Source organism: Pseudomonas segetis, from assembly GCF_900188155.1.
Taxonomy (GTDB): domain Bacteria; phylum Pseudomonadota; class Gammaproteobacteria; order Pseudomonadales; family Pseudomonadaceae; genus Aquipseudomonas; species Aquipseudomonas segetis.
This window is the reverse complement of record NZ_FZOG01000001.1, coordinates 1,180,966-1,205,763: the sequence shown is the minus strand read 5'-3', so window position 1 is coordinate 1,205,763 and position 24,798 is coordinate 1,180,966. Positions and strand designations below refer to the sequence as shown.

The following is a 24,798-nucleotide window of genomic DNA, read 5'->3' as shown; positions in this document are numbered from 1 at the left end:
TTCGGTACGGTTCCTAAAGAGACTATTGCGCAGAAAACCTAAGGGTTGGATTATCAAGCCTAATTTCTATTTGGGGCTTTCCGATGTCCATGCAAGACCGAGATTGGTATCGCGCCGAGAAGCGTCAGGAACAAGCTGGTAATGCTCAGCAGGTACCATTCAAGCCAAAGCGCGCACGCCCGGTTTTCTTTGTTCACTATTTCGCTGGGTTTTGGCCCGGAATGATCTTCGGATTAATTTTAGGTTTCGCCTTAGGCGCTCTGACATAAAGCTTCACATAGAGCTTAGCGGATTTCATGCTGTACGCTTACTGGGAGGATTGCCGCAGATGATTGAGGCCAATGCTTCGCATAATGTATATTATGTTAAATTGAGTATTCTGTTTGAATGGCAGTCTTGTGGCTACGCCTCCGCCTCGTGTCTCGTTCTGATCAAATACATCCCAATGCTAATCAAGATGCACAAGCTCCGTCGTTCAGTCTTCAGCTTTTAAGTTGAAGCCTAACGCGCAAGCTGCGCTGTCATCTCGTTGATGACGATTGCATTGATACTTCGCAGCAGCCGAATCTCGCCTGCTAAGGTAGGCCCAAGTTCAGGTCTGTTCCTAAGCAGTTGTTTATTCTCATGGATGACTTCATCCAACAGCTTCGGTGCTTCTATGCCCAGGCGCTCTACTAGCTTTTGAATGTTGTCGCGCGCAGTTGTTGGTTTGATCCCCATGGATTCGCCGGCACTGACTAAGAGCGACACTGAAATATCCAACAGACGCTGCGCTCCGTTAATTGGCCAGGCCAACTCTGAACGTGCAGGCCACTGATCCTTCTCAAAAGCGCGTGTGCCATACACCGCTGTGCACAGCAAATCGTAGAACGGCGACAAATGCACAGTCTTTGCCGAGAGCAAGAAACTAAGATTTTTCAGGTGTGCATCCTCATTGCCCACCAGCACGTTAAAGATCAGCCATTGATACAACCGCAGCCTGGCCAGTGCTGCAGGTCTACACTGATTAGCCAGATCTGCAATGCGCTCCATGCTTCCAGCGCTGTATTTGAACTCTCTGGAAAGCCCTGTTAATTGACAGGCGTCGATACAGTGCAGGCGCGCCCATCTGTGCTCTTGTTCAAACCGGTCAAAACGCGTAATAAGGTACACCGGTTGCGGCACATACAGGCGATGCACACTAGGTACAGGTAACCCAACCCGCTCAGCCAGTTTCATCACGAACCACTCATTGATTACGCTGTGTGGCCAGGAGTCATCGGGGTGATCGGGCTTGAGTATATGGGTCGATGGCTCGCTCCCGGTTGGCTCAAATATCCGGCCATCTCTATATATGACAGCCACCTTGTGTTGCGCGCCCGCCAGGGACATCTTTTTGGCTGCCTGCTCAGCCAGGGGTATTCTGGGCATCGCCGTTATACGTTTCGACAGTTCAGCGTCGGGCAGTGCCGCCATGCTTCCAGGTCCGGGCTTTTGCCCTGGAGGCAAGAGCGTCAGGGAACCTGCTGACTCAGCGCCGAAATGCTGCAGCAAGGCGAAGGCATCCTCAATTGCAACATGTGCGGCTTTGGCGATGAGTTGCCGCTGCCCCTCCTCCGGCAACAGATTATCGAAATACCACTGCACTGGACGAGTCGTTGCACCGTCGCAATGCTCTTCGTTCTGGAGAGCAAGCAGTGGGCACAAAGGATGGGCTAACGGGTCGGCCAACCACTGTTCGCTGTAGCAAAAGGCCCATAAACCGTTGTTCTCGCGCAGCGTGCCGACAAGTGTCTGGTTGATCCAGGCATTGAGTGAGCGTTCCATCAACCCGCCTCAGGCTTATTGATTTTGGCTGTAGCTGTGGATTGAGCAGCCTTCTTCTGCGTGTCGGTGAGCACCTTTTGGATCTCGTCAGCGAATTGCTCCGGGACCTCGATCGTTATCGACAGGCCAAGCCCCTGCATCACTTGAAACAGCTTGCCCCATTGGACAGTTTCACCGCCACGCTCAACTTTACCGAGGAAGTTTTCCGAGACGCCGATAAGGCCTGCCGCATCATCTTGGCGTATCTGCATAGCCTTGCGGCTGGCTCGTATGAGTTGCCCAACTTGCTCAGCAGATTCGATGTCGATTTTCATTTGAAGACCTCTACTCGCAGCCTTGTTTGCATATACGCAAACAAGGAAAAATCCACACGCTTGTGTGGACTTTAGTTGATCAGCACCCAGGTTTCAATAATTCCGCACGATCATGAGGTTTTTATGTTTTACAGCTAATTTAAGCAATAATCCTCACAGGCATGAGGATTAACAGGGCAGCTAACCGATTTAGCACCGCGGCTAAGCCAAACACTGGCCTCTGCGCGCCAGCCCTGCTGTGCAGGCAAGACATGCAAACAGAGCAACCGCGTAATTGGCAGTGAGGTTATCCATCAACAAACCGAAAACCGGTGCGCCTGCAGTCTGCCCGATGGCAATACAAAGAAAGCCAATCATCAGCCCCGTGGCGGGACGCTCGGGTAAAGCCGAAACGCCCCAGACCAGGTAGACACCAGTAAGCATGATGTAGGCAGCACCGAAGAGAACCCCGCCAGCAACCGTCAGCGCTGGGGTGGTATTGGCGATTCCTATAAAAAGAATGCCGCAGGCCATGGCCGCCAGGAAGGCCCGATGTACCCGGTCAACTCCAAAGCCTGTAACCAGGCGCCCAGCCCCTGCCCCCACAATCCCGGCAGCACCTATTGCGATCCACAGCCACCCGGCACCAGATTCGCTCCAGCCCAAGCGTAGCCTGACCAGTTGGCTGCCAAATGACCAGATGGCGGTACTGGCGGCGCCCATCAGCAGCGATGCGATAATCAGACGCTTGAGCGCCCTATTGAATACAGGCAATCCCGTTACGCTATTCGTGATGGTTTTGGTCTTGGCCGGCATGCTCACCGCTGCGGCAATCGCCATGCACAACGCAAGTGCGGCAAAGACCGCGAATGCTAGTCGCCATTGACCACCCAGCATCAACGCTACTGGCCCCGAAAGCACAACACCGGCCCCGGTACCCGCATTAATGACTGTATTGATGGATTCCTGCCGATCGGGTTGGACCGCAGCGGCCACTGCGGCGGCCATGGGCGGTGACGCCAAGCCTGTGCTCGATCCTGCAAGCATCACGGCACACGCGAGCCAAAGTGAAGAAGGCGCAGTTGCAATTCCAACCATACCAATCGCCGCGACCAGCGCTGCGCCAATGGCAACGGCACGAGCACCTAAGCGCTCGGTTAGATGTGCAGACAGGATGATAGCGCCGCAATAGCCCAAAAAAGACCCTCCTGCTATCAATCCGCTCAATGTCGTAGACAAGGACAAATCAGCGTCGATCCGGGGCAGGAACAAACCGAAGGCGAAACGGGCCAGGCCATAACAAACGGCGATCAGCCCGAACCCTGTCGCAGCGAGGGATAAGCTCGACCTCATGACCTTGCCTTTTCCAGCAGTGCGACAGCCGCAAGGCGCGCTGACACTACGGCCTCTGCGCCACGATAGGCCGCTACAGCAGTTGCACCTTCAAATAAGATGAGGATTTGTTCAACCAAGGCCTTGTCGCCCGCCCCGCCGGTTTCAGACCTGACAATTTCCTCGATCTTTTCCCTTAGCCGGTCTTTATGGGCCGCTACAGCCTCGGCAATCTCCGCGATGTCGCCTCCGGTTTCGCCATGAGCGCGCAAGAACAGGCAGCCTCGACAACTCTCCAGCCTCAACCAATCTTCTAGCTTCAGGAACAGCTCATTGATGCTATCCACCTCCAGCCGGCTCATGAAGCGTTGGTCCCGCGCCTTGAGTACTTGGACGATCAGTGAATGCTTGCTTCCTGCATGCTTGTAGAGCGTTCTACTCGACATACCCGCGGCGTTGATGAGACGGTCCATTCCGGTGGCAGTGAAACCATGCCGATCGAAAAGGGATTCCGCAGTGCAAATAAGCTTGGTTATGGTATCCATGCCTTGAGAGTAAAACGATCATTTTACTCTGTCAAACCCACTGCATCGAACCTGCAAGTCCGCGTTCAGCATCAACAATGGTTATCAACTGTAAAAAAATATGACTGCAGCTTGATGGCCAGTTGCGGATCAATTTTGAGCTGTGCTCAAGCCAGTACAGGGGTTTCGCTCATGCAACTGTCCCCGAGCTGCAGCCGTGAATGAATCAGGCAACCGCAAAACCATCCGGATGAACTTGTTCACCGAACCTTTTGATCGCTTGAAGCGTCCGAGCTAGAGCATTGCATTGATGTTCAACGCAGATCAGAGGTTTGAGCTTGAAAGCAGCCATCGCCAAAAAATATCGCCTGATTATCAAAACCCTTGGCTATGTAGGTTGGTCGCTATTTTGGTTGTTGCTTTGGGATATCGCGATCACTGTGGACTTCATGTTGTTTCTCGACACCAGGGTCAAGCTGCCGCCGATGCCACTGACCTTATTGGGTTCTGCACTGGTGGTGCTGATCAGCTTCCGCAATAGCAGTGCCTACAATCGTTGGTGGGAAGCGCGAACGTTGTGGGGCGCGATGGTCAATAGTTCGCGCAGCTTTGCTCGTCAGGTTCTGGTGTTGCTGGATGACCTCGGCGATGAGATCAACCCGGTAAAATCGACTTTACTGCGACGCCATGTAGCCTATGTAAATTGCTTGGCAGCTCACTTGCGAGGCAAGCCGTGCCCCAAAGAGATCAATGCGTTTCTTCCCATGGAAGAGTTCGCCCGCTGTGGCACGACCAACAATTTTGCCAATGATATTCTTAATGGCTCTGCTGCCTTGCTCGCCAAAGAATACAAGGCCGGACGCCTGGATAGCATTCGTCTGGCGCGTTTGGAGTCAACCCTGGTTGATCTGTCCAACAGCCAAGGTGGGATGGAGCGCATTGCCAGCACGCCGCTGCCCTACCCCTATGTCTACTTTCCACGGCTGTTTATTTCGCTGTTTTGCGTGATAGTGCCGATAGGCTTGGTGGAGTCTTTAGGCTGGTTCACGCCCGTAGCCTCCACTGTGGTGGGTTTTATGCTGCTGGCAATCGAACAAATCGGCACCGACTTGCAAAGCCCATTTCACAACAGCAAACACCAGATCCAGATGGAATCCATCTGCGAAACCATTGAGATAAATCTGCAATCCATGCAGCGTGATGCACTGATTGCAGGCAGACACTTTACTCAATCGGAGTCGGCGCTTGCCTGATAATCCACATTGCCATGGATGAAGGCTTATGCCAAAAACCAATGATAACTACAATAAAATTGCAAGAGCATTTTAATAACTTATGGCGATTATCGAGCATTTCATTTTATGGCCGTAAGACATATTTAAATAAAACATGAAAACCACCTTAGGCGAAAACTGCTTACATCAGCAAAGCATTGATCCAAAAAGAAAAAAACCGCCTGTTAAGGCGGTTAAAAAACACAAAGGATTGATGAATGGAGCACGCTGCATTGCTGATGCAAAGCAATGCAGGTTCGTGAATTCATCAACGATAGAATACAGAGCCGAAGGGACAAGCAATTATCATAGATGCTGATAGTAAATATCATGTTCATCGAATAGATCGATTTTTCAATAGATGCTATTTATTTTCCGTCGCAACGAACGACCAAGTAGCTTATAAGATTGATGTACAACTCCCCCTGCCTTTTACGCCTAACGATGACATCCAAACCAAAGGCGATGTTATAGGCCACACTGTGAACAACTATTAGAAATCGCCAGGAGCAGCTATGTTCAATAAAACACTCATTGCAATCGCCTGTGCATGCAGCGCGATAGGGACCAGCGCTGCGTACGCCAGCGAGCAATCGGAATCCAAGGGGTTTGTCGAAGACAGCAGCCTCAATTTGTTGCTGCGCAACACCTATTTCAACCGGGATTACAAAGACGGGGTCAATGACGCCAAGACTTGGGGTCAAGGCTTTATCACCACCTTCGAGTCAGGTTTTACCCAGGGAACCGTTGGCGTTGGTGTCGATGCTTTCGGGTTGCTGGGCATCAAGCTGGACAGCGGACGCGGCCGTAACTATGGCGCGATGTTCGACACCTACAGCGATGGCCGCCCGGTCGACGATATCTCGCAAGCTGGCGCTGCAGTGAAACTGCGAATTTCCAACACCGTGATCAAGTACGGCAACCAGTTCCCTTCCCTGCCCGTTCTGGCCTATGACGACAGCCGCTTATTGCCACAGTCTTTCACCGGTACATTGGTGACCAGCAACGAAATTGAAGGCTTGGAGCTTAATGCGGGGCGTTTCACCGCTGACAGTCCAATGGCTGACTCCTCACGCGACCCTAATCACTTGAAAAGCATTGATGTTGTCGGCGGTACTTACGCTGTGACCGAGAATATCGTCACATCGCTGTATTACTCCGATGTCGAGGATGAGTTCGAGAAATCCTACGTCAACCTCAACTACAACCTGCCAATCGCGGCTGAGCAGGCATTGAATTTTGATTTCAACCTGTACCACACCAAATACGATGACGGCTCGATTGCCGCCACTGATTTCGGCGGTGATGGCGATAACGACCGCAACACCATCTGGAGCCTGGCAGCCAAATACAGCATCGGCGCCCACGCATTTATCCTTGCACACCAGCGCAGCTCTGGCGATGCTGGTTACGCCTATGACTACGGCGATGGCGGTAGCACTATCTATCTGGCCAACTCTTACTATTCCGACTTCAACCTCAAGGATGAAAACTCCTGGCAGGCCAGCTACGAGTTGGACTTCAGCGAGTACGGCGTACCGGGCCTGAGTTATAAGTTCGCCTATGTGCGCGGCGATAACATCGACAGCGGCACTGGCAGCGATGGCACCGAGCGTGAAATCTTCAACCAGGTCAGCTACGTGCTCCAGGATGGCCCGGCCAAGGATCTCTCCTTGCGTCTGCGCAACTCGATCTATCGCGCCAGCAATGATGTAGGTCCCGATCTGAACGAGATTCGTGCCTTTATCGAATACCCGCTTAGCATCCTCTGACCTGCTTGCCGCGCCAGGCCTTCTGGCGCGGTTTCCCTTCTAGCCGACTCACTGCATAGAGCTGTTATGCAGTCATTCATGATGAAATCGCTGCAGCTGGCCTCTGTGCAATGCAAGGGTCACAAGCAAGTCGGTTTCAGGATGTGAAAAGTCGCTCAGGCGCTATCTCCTGCCAACGGCAATGGCAAGCTAAAAGCCTAACTCGGACCAGGTACGCTCAAGATGCCTGGCCGAAGGACATAGTGGGCGATCGTGCAGACCGTATGCCGTGAAATGGTCCGTTCGCCGTAGCCAATGACTCCGAACGTCTAATCTTCAGATTAGTTGTTCGTGATGCCAAGGTACCTTTGTATGCCTGATGAAGCGTTGCATCTGCCCCTGATTAACCGCATTTTGGCTCTGGAGAAAGACACTCCAGGCAGCCTCTTGCCGATCCTCCATGCGATCCAGCAAGGGGCTGGCTACATTCCCAGTATCGCCGTGCCCGAAATCGCCCAGGCGCTTAACCTCAGCAAGGCTGAAGTCCAGGGCGTAATCAGCTTCTATCACGACTTCCGTACCACACCGCCAGCACAGCACATCTTGAGGCTGTGCCAGGCCGAGTCTTGCCAAAGCATGGGCTCTGGGCTTCTAGCCGCGCAACTCAAGGAGCGGCTTTCACTCAATGAAAGTGGCGACAGTGCCGATGCGCGGGTCAGTTTGCAGACGGTGTACTGCCTGGGCGCTTGCGCCTGCTCACCAGCCATGGAAATCGATGGCCGCCTGCACGCTCGCCTGACACCAGAGCGCCTGGACGATCTGGTCAACCGCTGTTTGGAGGGTCAGGCATGCTAAAGCTATTTATTCCCTGCGACTCACTGGCGCGCGCCGTTGGCGCCGATGAGGTTGCGACGGCCCTGACCCGAGAGGCGCAGCTCAGGGGGCTGCCTCTGGAGTTACAGCGCACCAGTTCGCGCGGGCTTTACTGGCTTGAGCCAATGCTGGAAGTAGAAAGCGCCAACGGGCGCCTCGGTTTTGGGCCTGTAACCTGTGCGGACGTGCCCAGCCTGCTGGATGCATTGACCGCTGGTTCAAATGAACACCCGCGGGCACTGGGCCTGGTTGAAGACATTGCCTACCTGAAAAGCCAGCAACGGCTGCTATTCGCCCGAGCAGGCATTACACGCCCGTTGTCACTGGATGATTATCTAGCCCACGCCGGTTTCAAGGGGCTGGAACAATCGATCAAGATGGATGGCGCCGATGTAGTGGCCGCCGTACTGGACTCAGGCCTGCGTGGTCGCGGTGGCGCAGCCTTCCCCGCCGGGATCAAGTGGCGCACGGTACGCGATGCACAAGCAGTGCAGAAATACATCGTCTGTAACGCCGATGAAGGTGATTCCGGCACTTTTGCCGATCGCATGTTGATGGAAGGCGATCCGTTTCTATTGATTGAAGGCATGACCATTGCTGGCCTCGCTGTTGGGGCGAGCAAGGGTTACATCTATGTGCGCTCGGAGTACCCGGACGCCATAAACACCCTGAATAATGCACTGGAAATAGCGCGTCAGGCTGGCTACCTGGGCACGGATATCTGTGCCAGCGCGCAGCCGTTCGACATTGAAGTGCGAGTGGGCGCAGGTGCCTATATTTGTGGTGAGGAAACTGCCCTGCTTGAATCGCTTGAGGGCAAGCGCGGTACAGTAAGACCCAAACCGCCACTGCCAGCACTGGAAGGCTTGTTTGGCCTGCCAACGCTCGTCCATAACGTCCTGACCCTAACCTCGGTGCCGGTGATCATGGCCCGTGGCGCGCAGTATTACCGCGACTTTGGCATGGGGCGTTCCCTGGGCACCATGCCTTTTCAACTGGCTGGCAATGTGCGTTACGGTGGCTTGGTCGAGCGCGCCTTTGGCCTGAGCTTGCGTGAACTTATCGAAGGCTACGGGGGTGGCACGGCCAGCGGTTTGCCATTGAAAGCGGCACAGGTTGGCGGGCCATTGGGCGCCTGGATACCTCCTGCGCATTTCGACACGCCGCTTGACTATGAAGCCTTGGCCGGGATCGGTGCCATGCTTGGTCACGGCGGCGTTGTGGTGGCCGACGAAAGCCTGAATATGGCGCAGATGGCCAGGTTCGCATTGCAGTTTTGCGCTGAAGAATCCTGCGGTAAATGCACCCCCTGTCGTATCGGCTCGACCCGTGGTGTTGAGGTAGTTGAGCGGCTGATAGCCAGCACCGCTCCTGCTGCCCGCGAGGAGCAGGCCCAACTGTTATGGGACCTGTGCGACACCCTTCAGTATGGCTCGCTTTGCGCATTAGGCGGGATGACATCCTATCCGGTCAGCAGCGCACTCAAGCACTTTCCCGCCGACTTCGGCATGGCCACCACGGAGGCCACCCAATGATTACCCTGTTCGATCCGAAAACTGATATCGACTACGGAACCCCCGCGCGTAAAAGCGCTGTAGAAGTCAGCCTGACCATCGACGGCCGCGAAATACGCGTGCCATCCGGCACTTCGGTGATGCGTGCGGCGGCCCTGCTTGGCAATCAAATTCCCAAGCTTTGCGCAACCGACAGCCTGGAGGCTTTTGGCTCCTGCCGCATGTGCCTGGTAGAAATCGAAGGCATGCGTGGTTACCCCGCGTCATGCACCACGCCTGTCAGCGAAGGCATGAAGGTGCGTACGCAGACCAGCAAACTGGCCGGGCTGCGGCGCAATGTAATGGAGCTGTACATCTCCGATCATCCGCTTGACTGCCTGACCTGCTCGGCCAACGGCAACTGCGAGTTGCAAACCGTGGCTGGCCAGGTCGGCCTGCGCGAGGTGCGATACGGCTACGAAGGTGCCAATCACCTGGATGAAGCCAAGGATACCTCCAACCCCTACTTCGATTATGATCCGAGCAAGTGCATTGTCTGCAACCGTTGCGTGCGCGCCTGTGAAGAAACCCAGGGCACCTTTGCCTTGACCATCAGCGGTCGCGGCTTTGAGTCACGAGTGGCTGCAGCAGGTGGCGATAACTTTATCGAGTCTGAATGCGTCTCTTGCGGTGCCTGCGTGCAAGCCTGCCCAACCGCCACGCTGATGGAGAAAAGCGTTGTGCAGCAGGGCCAGCCTGAGCGCAGCGTCATCACCACCTGCGCCTATTGCGGCGTGGGTTGCTCCTTCCGAGCAGAAATGAAGGGTGATCAACTGGTGCGCATGGTTCCGGACAAGAACGGCCATGCCAACCACGGTCACTCTTGCGTCAAAGGACGCTTTGCCTGGGGGTATGCCACCCATCCAGACCGCATCACCAAACCCATGATCCGCAAGCATATTGGCGACCCCTGGCAAGAGGTCAGTTGGGATGAGGCGGTCAATTACGCTGCCAGCGAATTACGCCGCATACAACTCAAGTACGGCCGCGACTCAATCGGAGGCATCACCTCCAGCCGCTGCACCAACGAAGAAACCTACCTGGTGCAAAAACTGGTTCGTGCAGCCTTTGGCAATAACAATGTCGACACCTGCGCGCGCGTTTGTCACTCGCCCACAGGCTATGGCTTGAAGCAGACCCTGGGCGAATCAGCCGGTACCCAGAGTTTCGACTCGGTGATGCAGGCCGATGTCATTCTGGTGATGGGTGCCAACCCCACGGACGCCCACCCGGTATTCGCTTCCCAGCTCAAGCGCCGTCTTCGCCAGGGCGCGCGCTTGATTGTGATTGATCCGAGGCGCATCGACCTGGTCGACTCGGCCCACGCCCGCGCTGAACTCCACCTCCAGCTGCGACCCGGCACCAACGTGGCCATGCTCAATGCCCTGGCCAATGTGATCGTCAGCGAGGGGCTGCTCAACCAGCGTTTTATTGAGGAGCGCTGCGAGGATGCGGATTTTGCCCGCTGGCGCGATTTTGTCAGCCAGCCGGAGCATGCCCCCGAGATCCTGGGCCCAATCTGTGGCGTGCCTGCCGAACAAATACGCGCAGCCGCCCGCCTCTACGCCACCGGTGGCAATGCAGCGATCTACTATGGCCTGGGCATCACCGAGCACAGTCAAGGCAGTACCGCTGTGATGGGCATTGCCAACCTGGCGATGGTCACCGGCAATATTGGCCGTGAAGGCGTTGGGGTCAATCCGTTGCGTGGCCAGAACAATGTACAGGGCTCATGTGACATGGGCTCCTTTCCCCACGAACTGCCCGGGTACCGGCATATTTCCAACGAGGCTGTTCGCAACGAATTCGAAGCGGCCTGGAATGTCAGCCTGCAACCTGACCCTGGGCTACGCATTCCGAATATGTTCGAGTCAGCCTTGGATGGCAGCTTCAAGGCGCTCTACTGCCAAGGTGAAGACATCGCGCAAAGTGATCCAAATACACAGCATGTGACAGCGGCGCTGTCGGCGATGGAATGCATTATCGTGCAGGACATTTTCCTCAACGAGACAGCCAAGTTCGCCCATGTATTTCTGCCGGGCAGTTCCTTTCTTGAGAAGGACGGCACCTTTACCAACGCCGAGCGCCGGATAAACCGGGTGCGCAAGGTCATGGAGCCGCTGGCTGGCAAGGCCGACTGGCAAGCGACCATGGCACTGGCCAATGCCTTGGGTTATCCGATGGACTACCGGCATCCTGCACAAATCATGGATGAAATTGCCCGCCTGACGCCGACCTTTTCCCGGGTGAGCTATGCCGAGCTTGATCGCCACGGTAGCTTGCAATGGCCATGTACCGACGAAGCCCCGGCAGGCACGCCAACCATGCACATCGAACAGTTCGTGCGTGGCAAGGGCCGTTTTATGCTCACCGGATACGTGCCCACCGAGGAAAAGGTCAACAGCCGCTTCCCGCTCCTGCTGACCACCGGCCGGATCCTCAGCCAATACAATGTCGGCGCCCAGACCCGCCGTACCGACAACATCGCCTGGCATGAAGAGGATCGCCTGGAAATCCACCCAAGTGATGCCGAGAGCCGAGGCATCAATGACGATGACTGGGTGGGTATTGGCAGCCGTGCCGGGCAAACCGTATTGCGAGCCAAAGTCAGCGAGCGAGTCGCGGCGGGCGTGGTCTACACCACCTTCCATTTTCCGGAGTCAGGCGCCAACGTAATCACCACAGATAACTCTGACTGGGCCACAAACTGCCCTGAATACAAGGTCACGGCAGTCGAAGTGTCGCGGGTTTATCACCCATCCGAATGGCAAAAGCGCTATCAGGCGTTCAGTGATGAACAGCATCGACTTCTCAAGCAGCGACGTCTGCCTGCAAAAGCCGGGGTGGCCAAATGAGCAATGAAAACCTGGTAAAAATGGCCAATCAAATTGCGCAATTCTTCGCCAGTGAAAGCGACACCGCCCTGGCGGTACGCAGCGTCCAGCAGCACCTGCAGAGCTACTGGACGCCAGCCATGCGACATGACTTGAGTGCTTTGCAAGCGCAGAATAACCTGCACCCGCTGGTTAAGGCTGCGCTGTCCGAATCAGGGGGCGTCTAGCCAGCCGAGTTCAGGCCTGGCTGGACGCATGCTCTTTAAACAGAAATACCAGCAATGCAATCAAGGGCAAGGCGCCGCCGGCAATCACAACCCCTGTCCAGCCTGCAGCCTCGTACAGGGGGCTGGCGATTGCCGAACCGATGGCACCACCGATAAATATAGTGGTCATGTACAGCGCATTGAGGCGGGCGCGGCTATGTGCGTCAAGCGCATACACCGCGCGCTGGCCCAGGACCATATTCATCTGGCAGGCGAAATCCAGCAGTACGCCAGTCAAGGCCAGGCCAATCACGCTGTAGCCCACGCCAGTCCAGCCAATCAGGAAAGCACCAGCAGCGATCAACATGGCCGCACCGGACGCCTTGTAGGTGTGCCCCGCATCAGCCATGCGCCCCGCAATTGGCGCAGCTAATGCGCCGATCGCACCGACCAGGGCGAAAATGGCGATTTGCGTCTGTGACAGGCCGTGATGACGCATCAGCTCGATCGGCGCAGCCGTCCAGAACAGGCTGAAACTGGCAAACATAAACCCTTGATACAACGCACGCTGGCGCAGCACTGGCTGGGTACGCACCAGGCTGATCAACGACCCCATAAGCCTTGCATAGGTGGTGTGCTGGGTTGGTTTGCGGGCCGGAATGGTCAAGCCCATGACCAGAATAATGACCAGCATCACAGCCGCTGCGCCGAAAAACACCATGCGCCAGCCAAAGTGATCCGCCACCAGACTGGAAATCGGCCGCGCCAGAAGTATGCCTAACAACAGGCCACCCATGATGTTGCCAACTACCCTGCCGCGACTTTCTTCCGGGGCAAGGTGCGCGGCCAGTGGGATCAGCATTTGCACTGAAACCGAGCTGAAGCCAATCAGCAACGATAACAGCAGGAACACATTGGGTTGCCTGGACATTCCCGCAGCCAATAAACAGGCACCCGCAATCAGGGCGCTGCCAATCATCAACTTGCGATTTTCAAAAAGATCGGCCAAAGGTACCAGGAGCAGGAGCCCGAGTGCATAGCCAATCTGGGTAAGCGAAACGATCAAGCTGGCGCCATCGGCTGAAAGCCCGATATCAGGCGCAATCAACTCGACAATTGGCTGTGCGTAATACAGGTTGGCGACTATGGCGCCACAGCAGAATGCAAACAGGGTAACCAAGCCACCCGTCAAGGTGTGTGTGGTCATGCGAGCCTGCACAGTCGTTGCATCGGTCATGGTAATTATCTCTTCGAAAAGGTGTAGCGCCCGGCCCGGCTCCATTAGCCTCGGCATTAGTGGCTTGCCGTGTCGAGCTGTGCAATCACCTTAGTGCCGCAGGGCGACCAAGAGAATGGGAAGGGCCTGCAACTCAGCATTGCATAAACTGCAATAGCGTATTATTCCGGCGTGGGATGGCTTGTTTCGGCAAGTATCTGTTGCAAGAACTCGATAAACACCCTCACCCGTGTCGACATCCTGTGATTGGGCAGATAAAGCACATTTATCGTTGCCTGTGCCTGGCCGGGGCTGACTTGATAGTCCTCCAACAGCCGCGTCAAACGTCCCGCTCTGACATCCTCCTCGACCAGCCAATCTGCAAGCAGCGCGATTCCACAGCCATCCAGTGCAGCCTGGCGAAGAGTGCCGGCATTATTGCTTCTCAAGCGACCTTGCACGGCTACGCTGATGCTTTGCTCAGCGCCCTCAAACACCCAGCTCGGCTTGCCGTTACCAAAGTCAAATGCCAGGCATTGATGCTGTGAAAGATCGGCCGGTTCAACGGGCAGCGAGTGCCTGGCCAGGTAATCGGGACTGGCAATGGCCCACCGCTGGAAATGGCCGATGGTTCGGCATACTACGTTGTCGTTGACCAACGCGGCGCCCAGTCGAACCGATAGATCGACACGCTGACTGAACAGGTCGATGATTTCATCACTCTGGGTCAGGTTGATTTCCAGGCGTGGATAACGCGCCAGCAGCCGGTGCAGCTGCGGAATAATTACGCTTCGGCCAAACTCGACCGGCACGCACACGCGCAACACCCCGACAGGCTCATCTCCCTGATCGGTAACCTCGGCATCCGCGTCCGCCACGGCATCAAGAATCAGCCGTGCACTGTTGTAGTAAACACCGCCAGCTTCAGTCAGACTGATTTGTCGCGTGGAACGGTTGAGCAATACGCTGCCCAAATCGGCCTCAAGCGAATCGACCATTCGCGTGACTGATGAAGTCGCCAGTCCAACCTTGCGGGCGGCGGCTGAAAACCCCTTGGCTTCGACCGTTTCGACAAACATGCGCATGGCCATGAGTTTATCCAAGGCGGTGATCCATCCATCGTCAGTTCAAGGAAGAATTGGCTTAAACGCCGTCCCTATTAAATCACGCCAGCGACCTGCTGAAGCAGATGAGCAACCATTGGGCGCCTACTGAAAATTAATACTGTATAAACAAACAGCCAAGGTTAAACTGTCGGGATAAATCGCAGCGCGCTTCCATCCACTGTGCATGGCGCTTGTCCATGCAATCAGCAACCGGCACGGCCATGCAGTCGCATCCCAGATTTTATTACCTATCCAATTTCAAGCAGGCGCTCTCCTGGCTGCAACAACGCTATGCCGATTTGCTCGATGAATCGGAATCTCGCTTTATCCAGCAATTCTCGCTCATCGATACTCAGTCGCAAGCCTTGCTGGTACGCATGATCATGCGCAAAGGCAGGCATTTCCGCCTCGACAAGCTGAACTATGAAGAAATTTCCTGCAGCCGTTCAGCGGCCCAGCCTTTGCTTGATGCTGGCTGGATAGAACATGACGCTGCTCTGAGCCTTGATGAACTGTTCAAGCTGTTGCGCAAAGATGAAATCCTTGTGCACCTGGGCGAAAAAACCGCACTTACATGTTCCATGAGCAAGACCCAGCTGTTTGAGCGGCTAGCTGATGAGCAGCCCGAACCACGCGCCTTCGCAAGTTGGTGCCCCAACAGTGCTGAGCAAATACTGTCGCTGACCATCGACCCGTTGTGCCAACGCCTGCGGCTGATGTTCTTTGGCAACCTGCGCCAGGACTGGTCAGAATTTGTCCTCGCAGAGCTGGGTATCTTTCGCTACGAGCAGGTCGAGCTTGGCGCCGATTCCCGCGCCTTTCGCTGCAGTGCCGATGTGGATTGCTACCTGGATCTGCATGAGTGCCGCGAGCAATTCGAGTCAGGCCAGGCAATTGAGCCCATTCTCCAACGCATCGGCAGCCTGCCCTGCGACACGGCCTTTCTCGCCGCGCGGCGCAACAAGCTGTTGTTCGCCATGGGACAGCAACTGGAGCGTGAGGCTCAGCTCGAAAGCGCATTGGCCTTTTATGCAGATTGTCGCTATGTCGGTGCACGGTTGCGACAGATCCGCGTATTGGAGCGACTAGGACGCCATCAGCAGGCCTATGAGCTGGCTAGCCAGGCGCTGCAAGCGCCGGAAAATGACGCCGAAGCCCAAGCAGTGGTCCGTGCCTTGACCCGTCTTGCTCGCCAGCTAGGCCTGCCACTTCCGGCCAAAGCCAAGCCTGCAAATCCGGCGCGAATTGACCTGGTGCTACCCAGGCCCGAGGCCCAAAGTGTCGAGTTTGCGGTGGCCCAACACCTCGATCAGCCCGATGGGCCGGTGCACTACGTCGAAAACAGCCTGATCTGCAGCCTGTTTGGGCTGCTGTGCTGGCAAGCCATTTTCGCGCCTGTGCCGGGTGCGTTTTTCCACCCCTTCCAGAGTGGCCCGGTCGATTTGCTCAGTAGCGAGTTTTATAGCCAGCGCCAGTCATTATTTGTACGCAGCCTTGAACTGCTGGAGTCAGAGGCTTACAAGGATGTGATACGGCAAAACTATGCCGAAAAATTTGGTATCCAGTCACCCTTTGTATTCTGGGCCGCCCTCGATCAACATCTGCTGGAGCAAGCCCTGGAATGCCTGCCCGCCGCGCACCTGCGGGCATGGTTCGAGCGCCTACTGGTCGATATCAAGGCCAACCGCGCGGGCATGCCCGATCTCATTCAATTCTGGCCCGAACACAGGCGCTACCGCATGATTGAGGTCAAGGGCCCGGGCGACCGTCTACAAGATAACCAGCGCCGTTGGCTGGCCTTTTGTGCCGAACACAATATGCCGGTGGATGTCTGCTACGTGCAATGGGCCGACGCTTGAAGTATCAGGTCGCGGTACGCGCGCTCTGCGAGTTTACCGCCAAGGTCGGTGACCTTGATTTGCGCTTCACGCCCTCGCCCACGGCCCAGGAAGGCATGGCCGGCCATGCCATTGTGGTCGCCAGGCGCGGACCGGGTTACGTCCCCGAATTACCTTTGAGCGGTGAACACCAGGGACTGCTCGTACGTGGACGCGCCGATGGCTACGACCCGGAGCAGAACCTGCTTGAAGAAATCAAGACCCATCGTGGCGATATCAGCCGTATACCTGCAAATCACCGGCTACTGCACTGGGCTCAGGCGAAAGTGTATGGCTGGTTGCTCTGCGCCGAGCGGGGGCTGCCGGAAATAAACCTGGCCGTGGTCTATTTCAATGTGCTGACCCAACATGAGACGGCCTTTCACCAAAGCCTCAGTGCCGATGAATTACAGGCCTTCTTCACCCTGCAATGCAGCCGGTACATCCATTGGGCGCAATACGAACAAGCTCATCGCCTGCGCCGCGACCAGTCGCTGCTAAACCTCAAGTTTCCCCACCCTGAATTTCGCAGCGGCCAGCGCCAATTGGCCAATGCCGTTTACCGGGCCGCGCGCGACGGCCATTGCTTGATGGCGCAAGCGACCACTGGGATTGGCAAGACACTGGGTACGCTGTTTCCTCAACTCAAGGCGTTTGCTGGGCAAAAGCTTGATCGCTTGTTCTTTCTGACAGCCAAGACACCGGGCAGGCGCTTAGCCCTGGATGCCCTGCGCACCCTGTGCAAACAGGAAGCCCTCATGCCGTTGCGAGTGCTCGAACATGTTGCCCGGGACAAAGCCTGCGAACATCCAGACAAAGCCTGTCACGGCGACGCTTGCCCACTGGCCAAAGGTTTTTATGACCGCCTGCCCGCTGCGCGCCAAGCGGCGCTCGAAGGGCAATGGCTCGACCATGCGCGTGTACGCAGCGTTGCCCTGGCGCATCAGGTTTGTCCGTACTACCTGAGCCAGGAGTTATGCCGCTGGGCCGATATTGTGGTTTGCGACTACAACTATTACTTCGACATGGGCGGCCTGCTGTATGGCCTGACGCTGCTCAGCGAATGGCGCGTGACCTTGCTGGTGGATGAGGCCCACAACCTGATTGAGCGGGCGCGGGGCATGTATACCGCAGAGCTCAACCAACAGCGTTTTGAAGCTGTGCGATCAATAGCACCACGGGTGATGAAGGCCCCGCTCGAGCGCATTAGCCGGCACTGGCGTCAATTGGAGCTTGAGCAAAAACTGGCGTATCAGGTCTATCCGATGGCGCCGGAGCTGTTTGTCATGGCGCTGCAAAAAGCCGTCAGCACCCTGACCGACCATCTCAGCGAACAACCCGCGGGCAACGCTACTGAACTGCTGCATTTCTATCTGGATGCCATGCTGTTTTGCCGACTGGCCGAGGCCTTTGGCCCTCACTCCTTGTTCGATATCAGCCGCGACGACAACTCTGGCTCGACCCTGTGTATTCGCAATATAGTGCCGGCCCCTTTCCTGGCGCCACGCTTTGAGGACGCACACAGCTGCACCCTGTTTTCAGCGACCTTGAGCCCGGCCGACTATTACGCAGACTTGCTCGGCCTGCCTGAAGATACGCCCTGGATCGATGTGGAATCCCCCTTCAGTGCCGAACAACTGCAGGTCCAGGCGATCAGTAATCTGTCCACTCGTTACGCCCATCGCGACTACTCCTTGCAGCCTATTGCGGCATTGATCGCCCGCCAATACGGGGAGAAACCCGGCAATTACCTGGCATTTTTCAGTAGCTACAGTTACCTGCAGGCGGCAATAGACGAACTGCGCCTGGCACATCCCGAAATCCCGGTTTGGCAGCAGTCCCGGCAGATGGGAGAAGCTGAGCGGCAAGGCTTCCTTGATCGCTTTACCACAAGCAGTCGAGGCATTGGTTTTGCGGTACTGGGCGGCGCATTTGGTGAGGGTATCGATTTACCCGGTGAGCGCCTGATTGGCGCATTCATCGCCACCCTTGGCCTGCCGCAAATCAACCCGGTCAATGAACAGGTAAAGCTGCGCATGGAAGCCATGTTTGGCGACAACAAGGGGTATGGCTACACCTATCTGTATCCGGGTCTGCAAAAGGTTGTTCAGGCCGCTGGAAGGGTTATTCGGACGGTGCAGGATCAAGGCGTGGTCTACTTGATCGACGATCGCTTCAATCAACCCGCCATTCGCAAACTCCTGCCGACCTGGTGGAAGGTCGATCGTTTTCGCTTACCGCTCAAGCCGGTGCACAGTTGAAGATCCAGATTTATCACGGACGCTACCCGAGGGTTTGAGCCTGAGGCTTAGGTATTCAACAAGCGCCTGGACCTTGGGCAGGTTTTCACGGCTTTTCAACCACACCAGGTTCATCGGCAAACTATCAGTGGCCAGTTGCGGTAACACTTCGACCAGGCTGCCTGCATCCAGATGCCCTTGGGTTAACCAGGTCGGCAGTTGGGCAATGCCAAGCCCGGCAAGCGCTGCCATCACCTCGCCTTCACCATCACCCACGGCAATATGTGCATGCATGACACGGCGTTCCATGTCGCCTGCTTGACGGCCCTTGAAAAACCAGGGACCAACCATGCCGTCACCCTGACAGTAACCAACGCAGCGATGCTGCTCCAGATCCAGTACGCTCAAGGGTGTGCCATGGGCCTGTAGATAATCTGGAGAGGCACAGAAAATAAGGCGTTGGCGGCCGAAATAACGGTGGCCTAAATTTGCAGCCCAGGCATCAGAGCCGCCGATACGCACTACGATGTCGATGCCTTCCAGGGCCGGATCTACAAATCGGTCAGAAAATGAAACCTGAGGATGCAAGCCCGGATGCTGCTCGACGAAGTCGAGGATCAAGGGCAATACATGTAAGCGGCCATACGAGGCAGGCAAGTCGATTCGTACCCTGCCCTGCGGTTCCAATTGCTCGGTGGTCAGTGTCAGCTCGACTTCTTCAAGATCATTCAGCACTGCGCTACAGGTGCGATAGAAGGTAGCCCCCGCCTCTGTCAGCGACAAACGCCGGGTGGTTCGCTGGAACAGGCGCACACCGAGTCGCCCCTCCAGCCGCGCGACACTTTTGCTGACCGCCGAACTGGTCAGGTTAAGGCGCTCGGCTGCCGCAGTGAAGCTGCCTAGCTCGGCAACGCCAACGAAAACATCAATGCCTTTGAGGCGCTCCGAGGAAAACATCGTCACTCCAATTTTGCCGGACTATTAGTGAATTATATTCAACTCACTTGGTAATTAATGCCACGAATATACGCAAAATTCTCTAATAAGCTAGGCGATCTTTAACCAGGCGGCGATCCATAAGCGCGAAAAACAGCCTGGTGCAAGATGCACCCACCACTGGAGTAACACAATGCCCCCCGTTGCAGTCGCGCATGTCCCGCATGCCAATGCCAGCCAGTCTCGTACTGGCGTGCAAATCCTGATTATGGCAATTGCGGCATTTATTATTGTCACCACCGAGTTTCTGATTGTCGGCCTGCTCCCATCATTGGCGCGTGATCTGAATATCTCCATCACCCTGGCCGGTCAGGTGGTGACACTGTTCGCCTTCACCGTGATGCTTTTCGGCCCCGTGCTAACCGCCAGGTTGGCTCATGTTGAACGCAAGAAACTGTTCAGCATCATTCTCTTGGTGTTTGCGGCAGCCAATGTGCTTGCAGCTGTGGCAACCAACATTTGGGTCTTGGCCCTGGCCCGTTTTATTCCAGCCTTGGCCTTGCCGGTTTTCTGGGGTACCGCAAGTGAAACGGCCGGGCAGCTGGCAGGCCCTGGCATGGCGGGCAAGGCAGTTGCCAGGGTCTATCTGGGAATTAGCGCCGCCCTTGTATTCGGTGTGCCGCTGGGAACTGTGGCGGCCGATACAGTAGGTTGGCGCGGTAGTTTCTGGATATTGGCGGGGATCTCCTTGTTGATCGCCCTGCTCATGCACCTGTTGATGCCAACTCTGCCTAGCTCGCCGACAAAACACCCGGGTGAAAAACAGACCCAGATTCTGCGCAACCCACGCTTTATTGCTCATGTGCTGTTGTCAGTCCTGGCCTTTACCGCGATGTTTAGCGCCTACACCTATCTCGCCGATGTTCTGCAGCGCCTGGCTGAAATACCGGAAAGTCAGGTCGGTTGGTGGTTGATGGCATTCGGCGCCGTCGGCATGATCGGTAATTACCTGGGCGGCAACATGGTCGACCGTACACCTTTGGGCGCCATGGTGCTGTTTCTGCTGGTGCTGGGCGCTGGCATGTTGGTGGCCATCCCATTCGCAGCAACAACTTGGGTGTTGGTCCTTGCACTGGCAGCGTGGGGAATTGCCTACACGGCGCTGTTCCCTGTGTGTCAGGTCCGGGTGATGCAGGCCGGAGCCAAGGCTCAAGCCTTGGCTGCAACCATGAATATCTCTGCGGCGAACGCAGGTATTGGTTTTGGCGCCATTCTGGGTGGGCTTGGCATCAGCCAGTTTGGTTTGCAGTCCCTGGGCATTATCGCCACGCTTATTGCAGCCTGCGGCGTGATCATGGCCTTGTTGATGATGCGCAACGGTTCCAGCCGCTGAACCAACACACAATCAGGCCCAGTATGCAGGGTTTTCCACTACCGCTCGATTATTGGCGAAGGCCTGGGGTATCTGCTCCTTGAGGAACTCGACCCAGGTCCTCACCTTGGCATCTAGAAATCGTCGTGAAGGATAGAGCGCATAAACCCCGCGCTCATGCAGCCGGTGTTCAACCAGCACCCGCACCAACTTGCCCTGCTGGAAGGCCTTGGCCGCAACCAGGTCCGGCAGCAGGCAAATGCCCATGCCTGCCGCTGCCGCCTGGGCCATCGCCTCGGCAACATTGACCTGGAAGGTTTCGCCGAGGCTGATTGCGCGCTCAACACCATTGTCATTGAAGGTCCAGCTGTCGCCGAACACAGGATCGATCAAACGCAGGCATCGATGCTCGGCCAGGTCATCCAGTGTATGTGGAATACCCCACTGCTCAAGATAAGATGGCGCCGCACACAACACGCTGTAGTTACAGCCCAGTAATTGCGCTACCAGTTCCGAATCCGGCAACTCGCGGGCCATGGTAAAGACCACATCCTGGCCATCATCAATAAGGTCCGGGTGGAACTGAGACAGGGTCATGTCGATGTGCACCTCGGGGAACAGCTCGCAATAGCGCGCGGCAAGTGGCGCCAAAAGCTGGGTGCCAAGCCCGGTGATCGAATGCACCTTCAATCGTCCTCGTGGCATCAAGTGCGCGCCGCTGGCTTCGGCGTTGGCATCCTCTATCTCATTGAGTATTTGCCGGCAGCGTTCGAGGTAGCGGCTGCCCACTTCGGTCAGGCGCAGACGCCGCGTGGTGCGCTGGAGCAACCTGGCTTGCAGATGGCTCTCAAGTTCAGAAACCAGTCGCGATACCTGGGCGGTTGAGAGATCAAGTACCTGCGCTGCCGCAGTGAAGCTGCCCGAGTCCACCACCCTGGCAAAAACTCGCATTGCCTGGAAAACATCCATCTACTGTTACCTTTCACGTAATTGTGCTTTGCACATTTCGCTTATTTTTACATTAATCAACAGAAAATATACTAGACCATTTGCTCGACTGGATTTGCGCCCTGCGCTGAATGTCCGCCCATCCAATGTGTCTTATTGAGGTAGTTAATGACTCCGGATCAACGATTTGCCCGCTGGGTACAAATCGCAATTGCGGCCTTGACCTGTTGCTTCATATATTTTCTGACCGCTGACCTGAGTATGCCGCTGACACCACAAGCCAAGCTGACCCGCTCAGTACTCAAGATCGCGCCGCGGGTATCAGGACAGGTCAGTGAACTGGCGGTGTTCAACAATCAACATGTGCAGCCCGGCCAACTGTTATTTCGACTCGACGCCCAGCCCTTTGAAGTGGAGGTCCGCCAGGCCGAATTGGCTGTCGAGCAGGCGCAACAGGACAACATGGAGCTTGATGCCCAGCTCAAGGCGGCCCAGGCTGAGGTCAGCGCCGCCAAGGCTAAAGCCACTGACCTGGCCGCGCAAAGCAAGCGCATGCACAGTTTGATCGGTCGCCAGCTGGTTTCGCGCCAGGCCTACGACACCCTTGAGGCACAACACCTTTCAGCACTGGCGCAAGTCAGTGCTGCCCAAGCCAAGATCACAGAACTCAAAGCCCGCCGCGGCACTAACGGCAATGACAACCTGCGTGTTCGCCAAGCGCGCAATGCCTTGCGCCGGGCTCGTTTGAACCTCGCATACACCGAGGTCCGCGCCCAGCACAGCGGCGTGATCAGCAACCTGCAACTCAGACCTGGCACCTATGTTGCTGCTGGTGCGCCCGTTGCCGCGATGGTTGAAGACAGTATCGACATCATTGCCGACTTCCGTGAGAAAGCCCTGCGTTATGTAGAACCTAAAACGCCGGCGGTGGTGGTGTTCGACGCCCGGCCAGGAGAGCTGTTCAATGCAAGAGTCGGGCATATCGATGCCGGTGTGCGCGAAGGCCAGATTGAAGCCAATGGCCAGTTGGCCGCGCCGGTACAGTCGGAACGCTGGGTGCGTGATGCCCAGCGCCAACGCTTGCATCTACAGCTCGATCAAGGATTACCCTTCACTTTACCTACTGGGGCCAAGGCCACTGTTCAGTTGATTCCGCTCGACAACGCTTTCGTTGCGGGCATTGCCAGGCTGCAAATCCGCATGATCAGTTGGCTGCACTATGTCTACTGATGCCAGGTCTACTGACACCAGCTCTGCCGATGTCAGCGTCATGCACGGCCACCAGCCATTGAGCGACAACGATTTACGCCAGTGCCTGCGCATAGCCACAGGCGGTGCCCTGGCCTTGTTGATCTGTAAATTGCTGAACCTGGAATATGGCTCGTTCTTCTGTGTTTACCCGATGCTGCTACTGGGGCTGGTTCCCAGGCTCAACGCGCACCTGATCCGCCAGTTCTTTGCCCAGGGGCTCGTCGTCAGCCTGGAAGTCGCCCTGCTCTATGGGCTGTTCGGCGGACGCCCCCTGCTCATGGTGCCGTTGGTGTTTCTGCTATTTTTCTATCGCTTTGCGCTGATGGCCAAAGGTCCATTGTTTTTATTCGGCGCGCTCGGCTCGGTATTTCTTTCCATACAGCTGAATTTCGCCAGCTACCCGCAAACCAATGTCATCGACATGCTCTGGTACAACAGCTGCGCAATTTTTCTGGCTGGCGCAATCGCCGGGTTGATGTTCTATCTGTTTCCCGACGTTGAGCCACGAGCGCCGCGCCAACCGGTCAGCAAGGACCTACCCAGTCGCCGCCACGAAGCATTGCTGGGAGCAACAGTGGCTACGCTGTCGTTCATGGTGTTCCAGAGCCTCAACCTGCATGACTCGTTGTCCGCTCAGGTTGCCAGCATCCTGGTTTTATTTCCGATGCATTGGAAAGGCGTACATTTTGCCGGTCGGGTGCGAGCCGTGGGCACATTGTTGGGCTGTACAATTGCCTTGCTGATGATGCTTTTGCTTTACAACCATCATGATGTGTTGCCGCTGGTGGTGCTGCTGGTATGGATTGCGGCAATGTTTTGCGCACGCTGGCATATGCTCGAGAACGGCGTGCCGGGCATAGGCTTCGGCGCACTGACCACACTGGCTATTTTGTTTGGTCAATCGCTGACGCCTGATCACGACATTATGTATGCAACCCTGTACCGTTTGAGTTCCGTTTGCATTGCGGTGCTGCTGACCCTGTTCAGCGTGTTTATCCTGCATCGCCTGCTCAATTGTTTCGCAAGCACCCGCCACTTCAGCCACTAAGGAGTCAGGCATTCGCCAATGGCTGCGGATTTCGGGCCAAAAAAAACCGCTCTGAATGAGCGGTCAAGAAAGACGTCGACAAAGGGGCGGGAGCAAAACAATCAACGTCTCGAAGTCACTGAGTCTCAGCTGTCTTTAGTGGTTTCAGACTGCTTTTTGCTGACGGTTTGAGATTGCTTGGCTAGCGTCTCGCGCTGAGCATTGTTATTGGCTTGCGCCTGCACTCGTTCATTTCGCGCAACAAAACTTGCAGACTCTTCAGCTTGGCTAATTTGCGAGAAAAGAAATGCAAATGCGCATAACGTGCTTGCAAAAATCAGATACGGCTTCATTTCATGACCCTCGAGCAATAATACGT

Annotated in this window: 20 protein-coding genes; 11 read left to right on the top strand and 9 right to left on the bottom strand. The window is 55.9% G+C overall.

Annotated features, from left to right (window positions below; translation table 11 throughout):
• Positions 1 to 501 precede the first annotated feature (501 nt).
• From CHB79_RS05525 to CHB79_RS05510, 4 genes are all read right to left on the bottom strand, one after another.
• Positions 502 to 1,806: a HipA domain-containing protein gene (locus CHB79_RS05525; RefSeq protein WP_089359128.1), complete on the bottom strand. Its 1,305-nt coding sequence runs from the start codon at positions 1,804 to 1,806 to the stop codon at positions 502 to 504.
• Entirely contained in the window at positions 1,806 to 2,120 is a 315-nt protein-coding gene (locus CHB79_RS05520; protein WP_089359127.1) for a helix-turn-helix domain-containing protein, read from the bottom strand. The genes CHB79_RS05525 and CHB79_RS05520 overlap by 1 nt, the downstream gene beginning before the upstream one ends.
• 201 nt (positions 2,121 to 2,321) lie before the next feature.
• Complete coding sequence (locus tag CHB79_RS05515; protein WP_089359126.1) at positions 2,322 to 3,452, bottom strand: MFS transporter; 1,131 nt, start codon at positions 3,450 to 3,452, stop codon at positions 2,322 to 2,324.
• Positions 3,449 to 3,976 (bottom strand): TetR/AcrR family transcriptional regulator, encoded by a 528-nt coding sequence (locus tag CHB79_RS05510; RefSeq protein ID WP_089359125.1) that lies wholly within the window; start codon positions 3,974 to 3,976, stop codon positions 3,449 to 3,451. Before CHB79_RS05510 ends, CHB79_RS05515 begins: the two co-directional genes overlap by 4 nt.
• A gap of 317 nt (positions 3,977 to 4,293) precedes the next feature.
• Here CHB79_RS05510 and CHB79_RS05505 point away from each other — a divergent pair, with 317 nt between their 5' ends.
• The 6 genes from CHB79_RS05505 (at position 4,294) to CHB79_RS05480 (ending at position 12,467) form a co-directional block, all read left to right on the top strand.
• Entirely contained in the window at positions 4,294 to 5,208 is a 915-nt protein-coding gene (locus CHB79_RS05505; protein ID WP_089359215.1) for a bestrophin family protein, read from the top strand.
• A gap of 536 nt (positions 5,209 to 5,744) precedes the next feature.
• Positions 5,745 to 7,001 (top strand): OprD family porin, encoded by a 1,257-nt coding sequence (locus CHB79_RS05500; RefSeq protein ID WP_089359124.1) that lies wholly within the window; start codon positions 5,745 to 5,747, stop codon positions 6,999 to 7,001.
• A gap of 351 nt (positions 7,002 to 7,352) precedes the next feature.
• Positions 7,353 to 7,835, top strand: a complete 483-nt coding sequence (locus tag CHB79_RS05495; RefSeq protein ID WP_089359123.1) for a formate dehydrogenase subunit gamma — start codon at positions 7,353 to 7,355, stop codon at positions 7,833 to 7,835.
• Positions 7,829 to 9,388 carry a formate dehydrogenase beta subunit gene (locus CHB79_RS05490; RefSeq protein ID WP_089359122.1) on the top strand — a complete coding sequence of 520 codons (1,560 nt, stop codon included), beginning with the start codon at positions 7,829 to 7,831 and terminating at the stop codon, positions 9,386 to 9,388. Before CHB79_RS05495 ends, CHB79_RS05490 begins: the two co-directional genes overlap by 7 nt.
• Positions 9,385 to 12,261 carry a formate dehydrogenase subunit alpha gene (gene fdhF / locus CHB79_RS05485; protein WP_089359121.1) on the top strand — a complete coding sequence of 959 codons (2,877 nt, stop codon included), beginning with the start codon at positions 9,385 to 9,387 and terminating at the stop codon, positions 12,259 to 12,261. Before CHB79_RS05490 ends, fdhF begins: the two co-directional genes overlap by 4 nt.
• Positions 12,258 to 12,467 (top strand): formate dehydrogenase subunit delta, encoded by a 210-nt coding sequence (locus tag CHB79_RS05480; protein ID WP_089359120.1) that lies wholly within the window; start codon positions 12,258 to 12,260, stop codon positions 12,465 to 12,467. The genes fdhF and CHB79_RS05480 overlap by 4 nt, the downstream gene beginning before the upstream one ends.
• A 10-nt stretch (positions 12,468 to 12,477) precedes the next feature.
• Here CHB79_RS05480 and CHB79_RS05475 read toward each other — a convergent pair whose 3' ends face one another.
• A complete protein-coding gene (locus CHB79_RS05475; RefSeq protein ID WP_089359214.1) occupies positions 12,478 to 13,683 on the bottom strand; it encodes an MFS transporter in 1,206 nt (401 codons plus the stop codon).
• A 161-nt stretch (positions 13,684 to 13,844) separates the two neighbouring features.
• Positions 13,845 to 14,765: a LysR family transcriptional regulator gene (locus tag CHB79_RS05470; RefSeq protein WP_089359119.1), complete on the bottom strand. Its 921-nt coding sequence runs from the start codon at positions 14,763 to 14,765 to the stop codon at positions 13,845 to 13,847.
• Between the two features lie 200 nt (positions 14,766 to 14,965).
• On the opposite strand from CHB79_RS05470, the gene CHB79_RS05465 reads away from it, so the two are divergent.
• Both CHB79_RS05465 and CHB79_RS05460 read left to right on the top strand, forming a co-directional pair.
• Positions 14,966 to 16,627 (top strand): VRR-NUC domain-containing protein, encoded by a 1,662-nt coding sequence (locus CHB79_RS05465; protein WP_089359118.1) that lies wholly within the window; start codon positions 14,966 to 14,968, stop codon positions 16,625 to 16,627.
• A complete protein-coding gene (locus CHB79_RS05460) occupies positions 16,612 to 18,906 on the top strand; it encodes an ATP-dependent DNA helicase (protein ID WP_425439570.1) in 2,295 nt (764 codons plus the stop codon). Before CHB79_RS05465 ends, CHB79_RS05460 begins: the two co-directional genes overlap by 16 nt.
• Here CHB79_RS05460 and CHB79_RS05455 read toward each other — a convergent pair.
• The gene (locus tag CHB79_RS05455; protein WP_089359117.1) at positions 18,880 to 19,842 is read right to left on the bottom strand and encodes a LysR family transcriptional regulator; all 963 of its coding nucleotides are present in this window, start codon (positions 19,840 to 19,842) and stop codon (positions 18,880 to 18,882) included. The genes CHB79_RS05460 and CHB79_RS05455 overlap by 27 nt on opposite strands.
• Before the next feature lie 172 nt (positions 19,843 to 20,014).
• Here CHB79_RS05455 and CHB79_RS05450 point away from each other — a divergent pair, with 172 nt between their 5' ends.
• On the top strand, positions 20,015 to 21,214 hold the full coding sequence (locus CHB79_RS05450; protein WP_089359116.1) for an MFS transporter: 1,200 nt from the start codon (positions 20,015 to 20,017) through the stop codon (positions 21,212 to 21,214).
• 12 nt (positions 21,215 to 21,226) lie between these two features.
• Here CHB79_RS05450 and CHB79_RS05445 read toward each other — a convergent pair whose 3' ends face one another.
• Positions 21,227 to 22,162, bottom strand: a complete 936-nt coding sequence (locus tag CHB79_RS05445; RefSeq protein WP_010678622.1) for a LysR family transcriptional regulator — start codon at positions 22,160 to 22,162, stop codon at positions 21,227 to 21,229.
• A 147-nt stretch (positions 22,163 to 22,309) separates the two neighbouring features.
• Between CHB79_RS05445 and CHB79_RS05440 the strand changes: the two genes are divergently transcribed.
• Positions 22,310 to 23,371 (top strand): HlyD family secretion protein, encoded by a 1,062-nt coding sequence (locus CHB79_RS05440; RefSeq protein ID WP_089359115.1) that lies wholly within the window; start codon positions 22,310 to 22,312, stop codon positions 23,369 to 23,371.
• A gap of 40 nt (positions 23,372 to 23,411) precedes the next feature.
• Positions 23,412 to 24,440 (top strand): DUF2955 domain-containing protein, encoded by a 1,029-nt coding sequence (locus tag CHB79_RS05435; protein ID WP_089359212.1) that lies wholly within the window; start codon positions 23,412 to 23,414, stop codon positions 24,438 to 24,440.
• A 125-nt stretch (positions 24,441 to 24,565) separates the two neighbouring features.
• Here CHB79_RS05435 and CHB79_RS05430 read toward each other — a convergent pair whose 3' ends face one another.
• The gene (locus tag CHB79_RS05430) at positions 24,566 to 24,772 is read right to left on the bottom strand and encodes a hypothetical protein (protein ID WP_089359114.1); all 207 of its coding nucleotides are present in this window, start codon (positions 24,770 to 24,772) and stop codon (positions 24,566 to 24,568) included.
• Between the last annotated feature and the right edge of the window lie 26 nt (positions 24,773 to 24,798).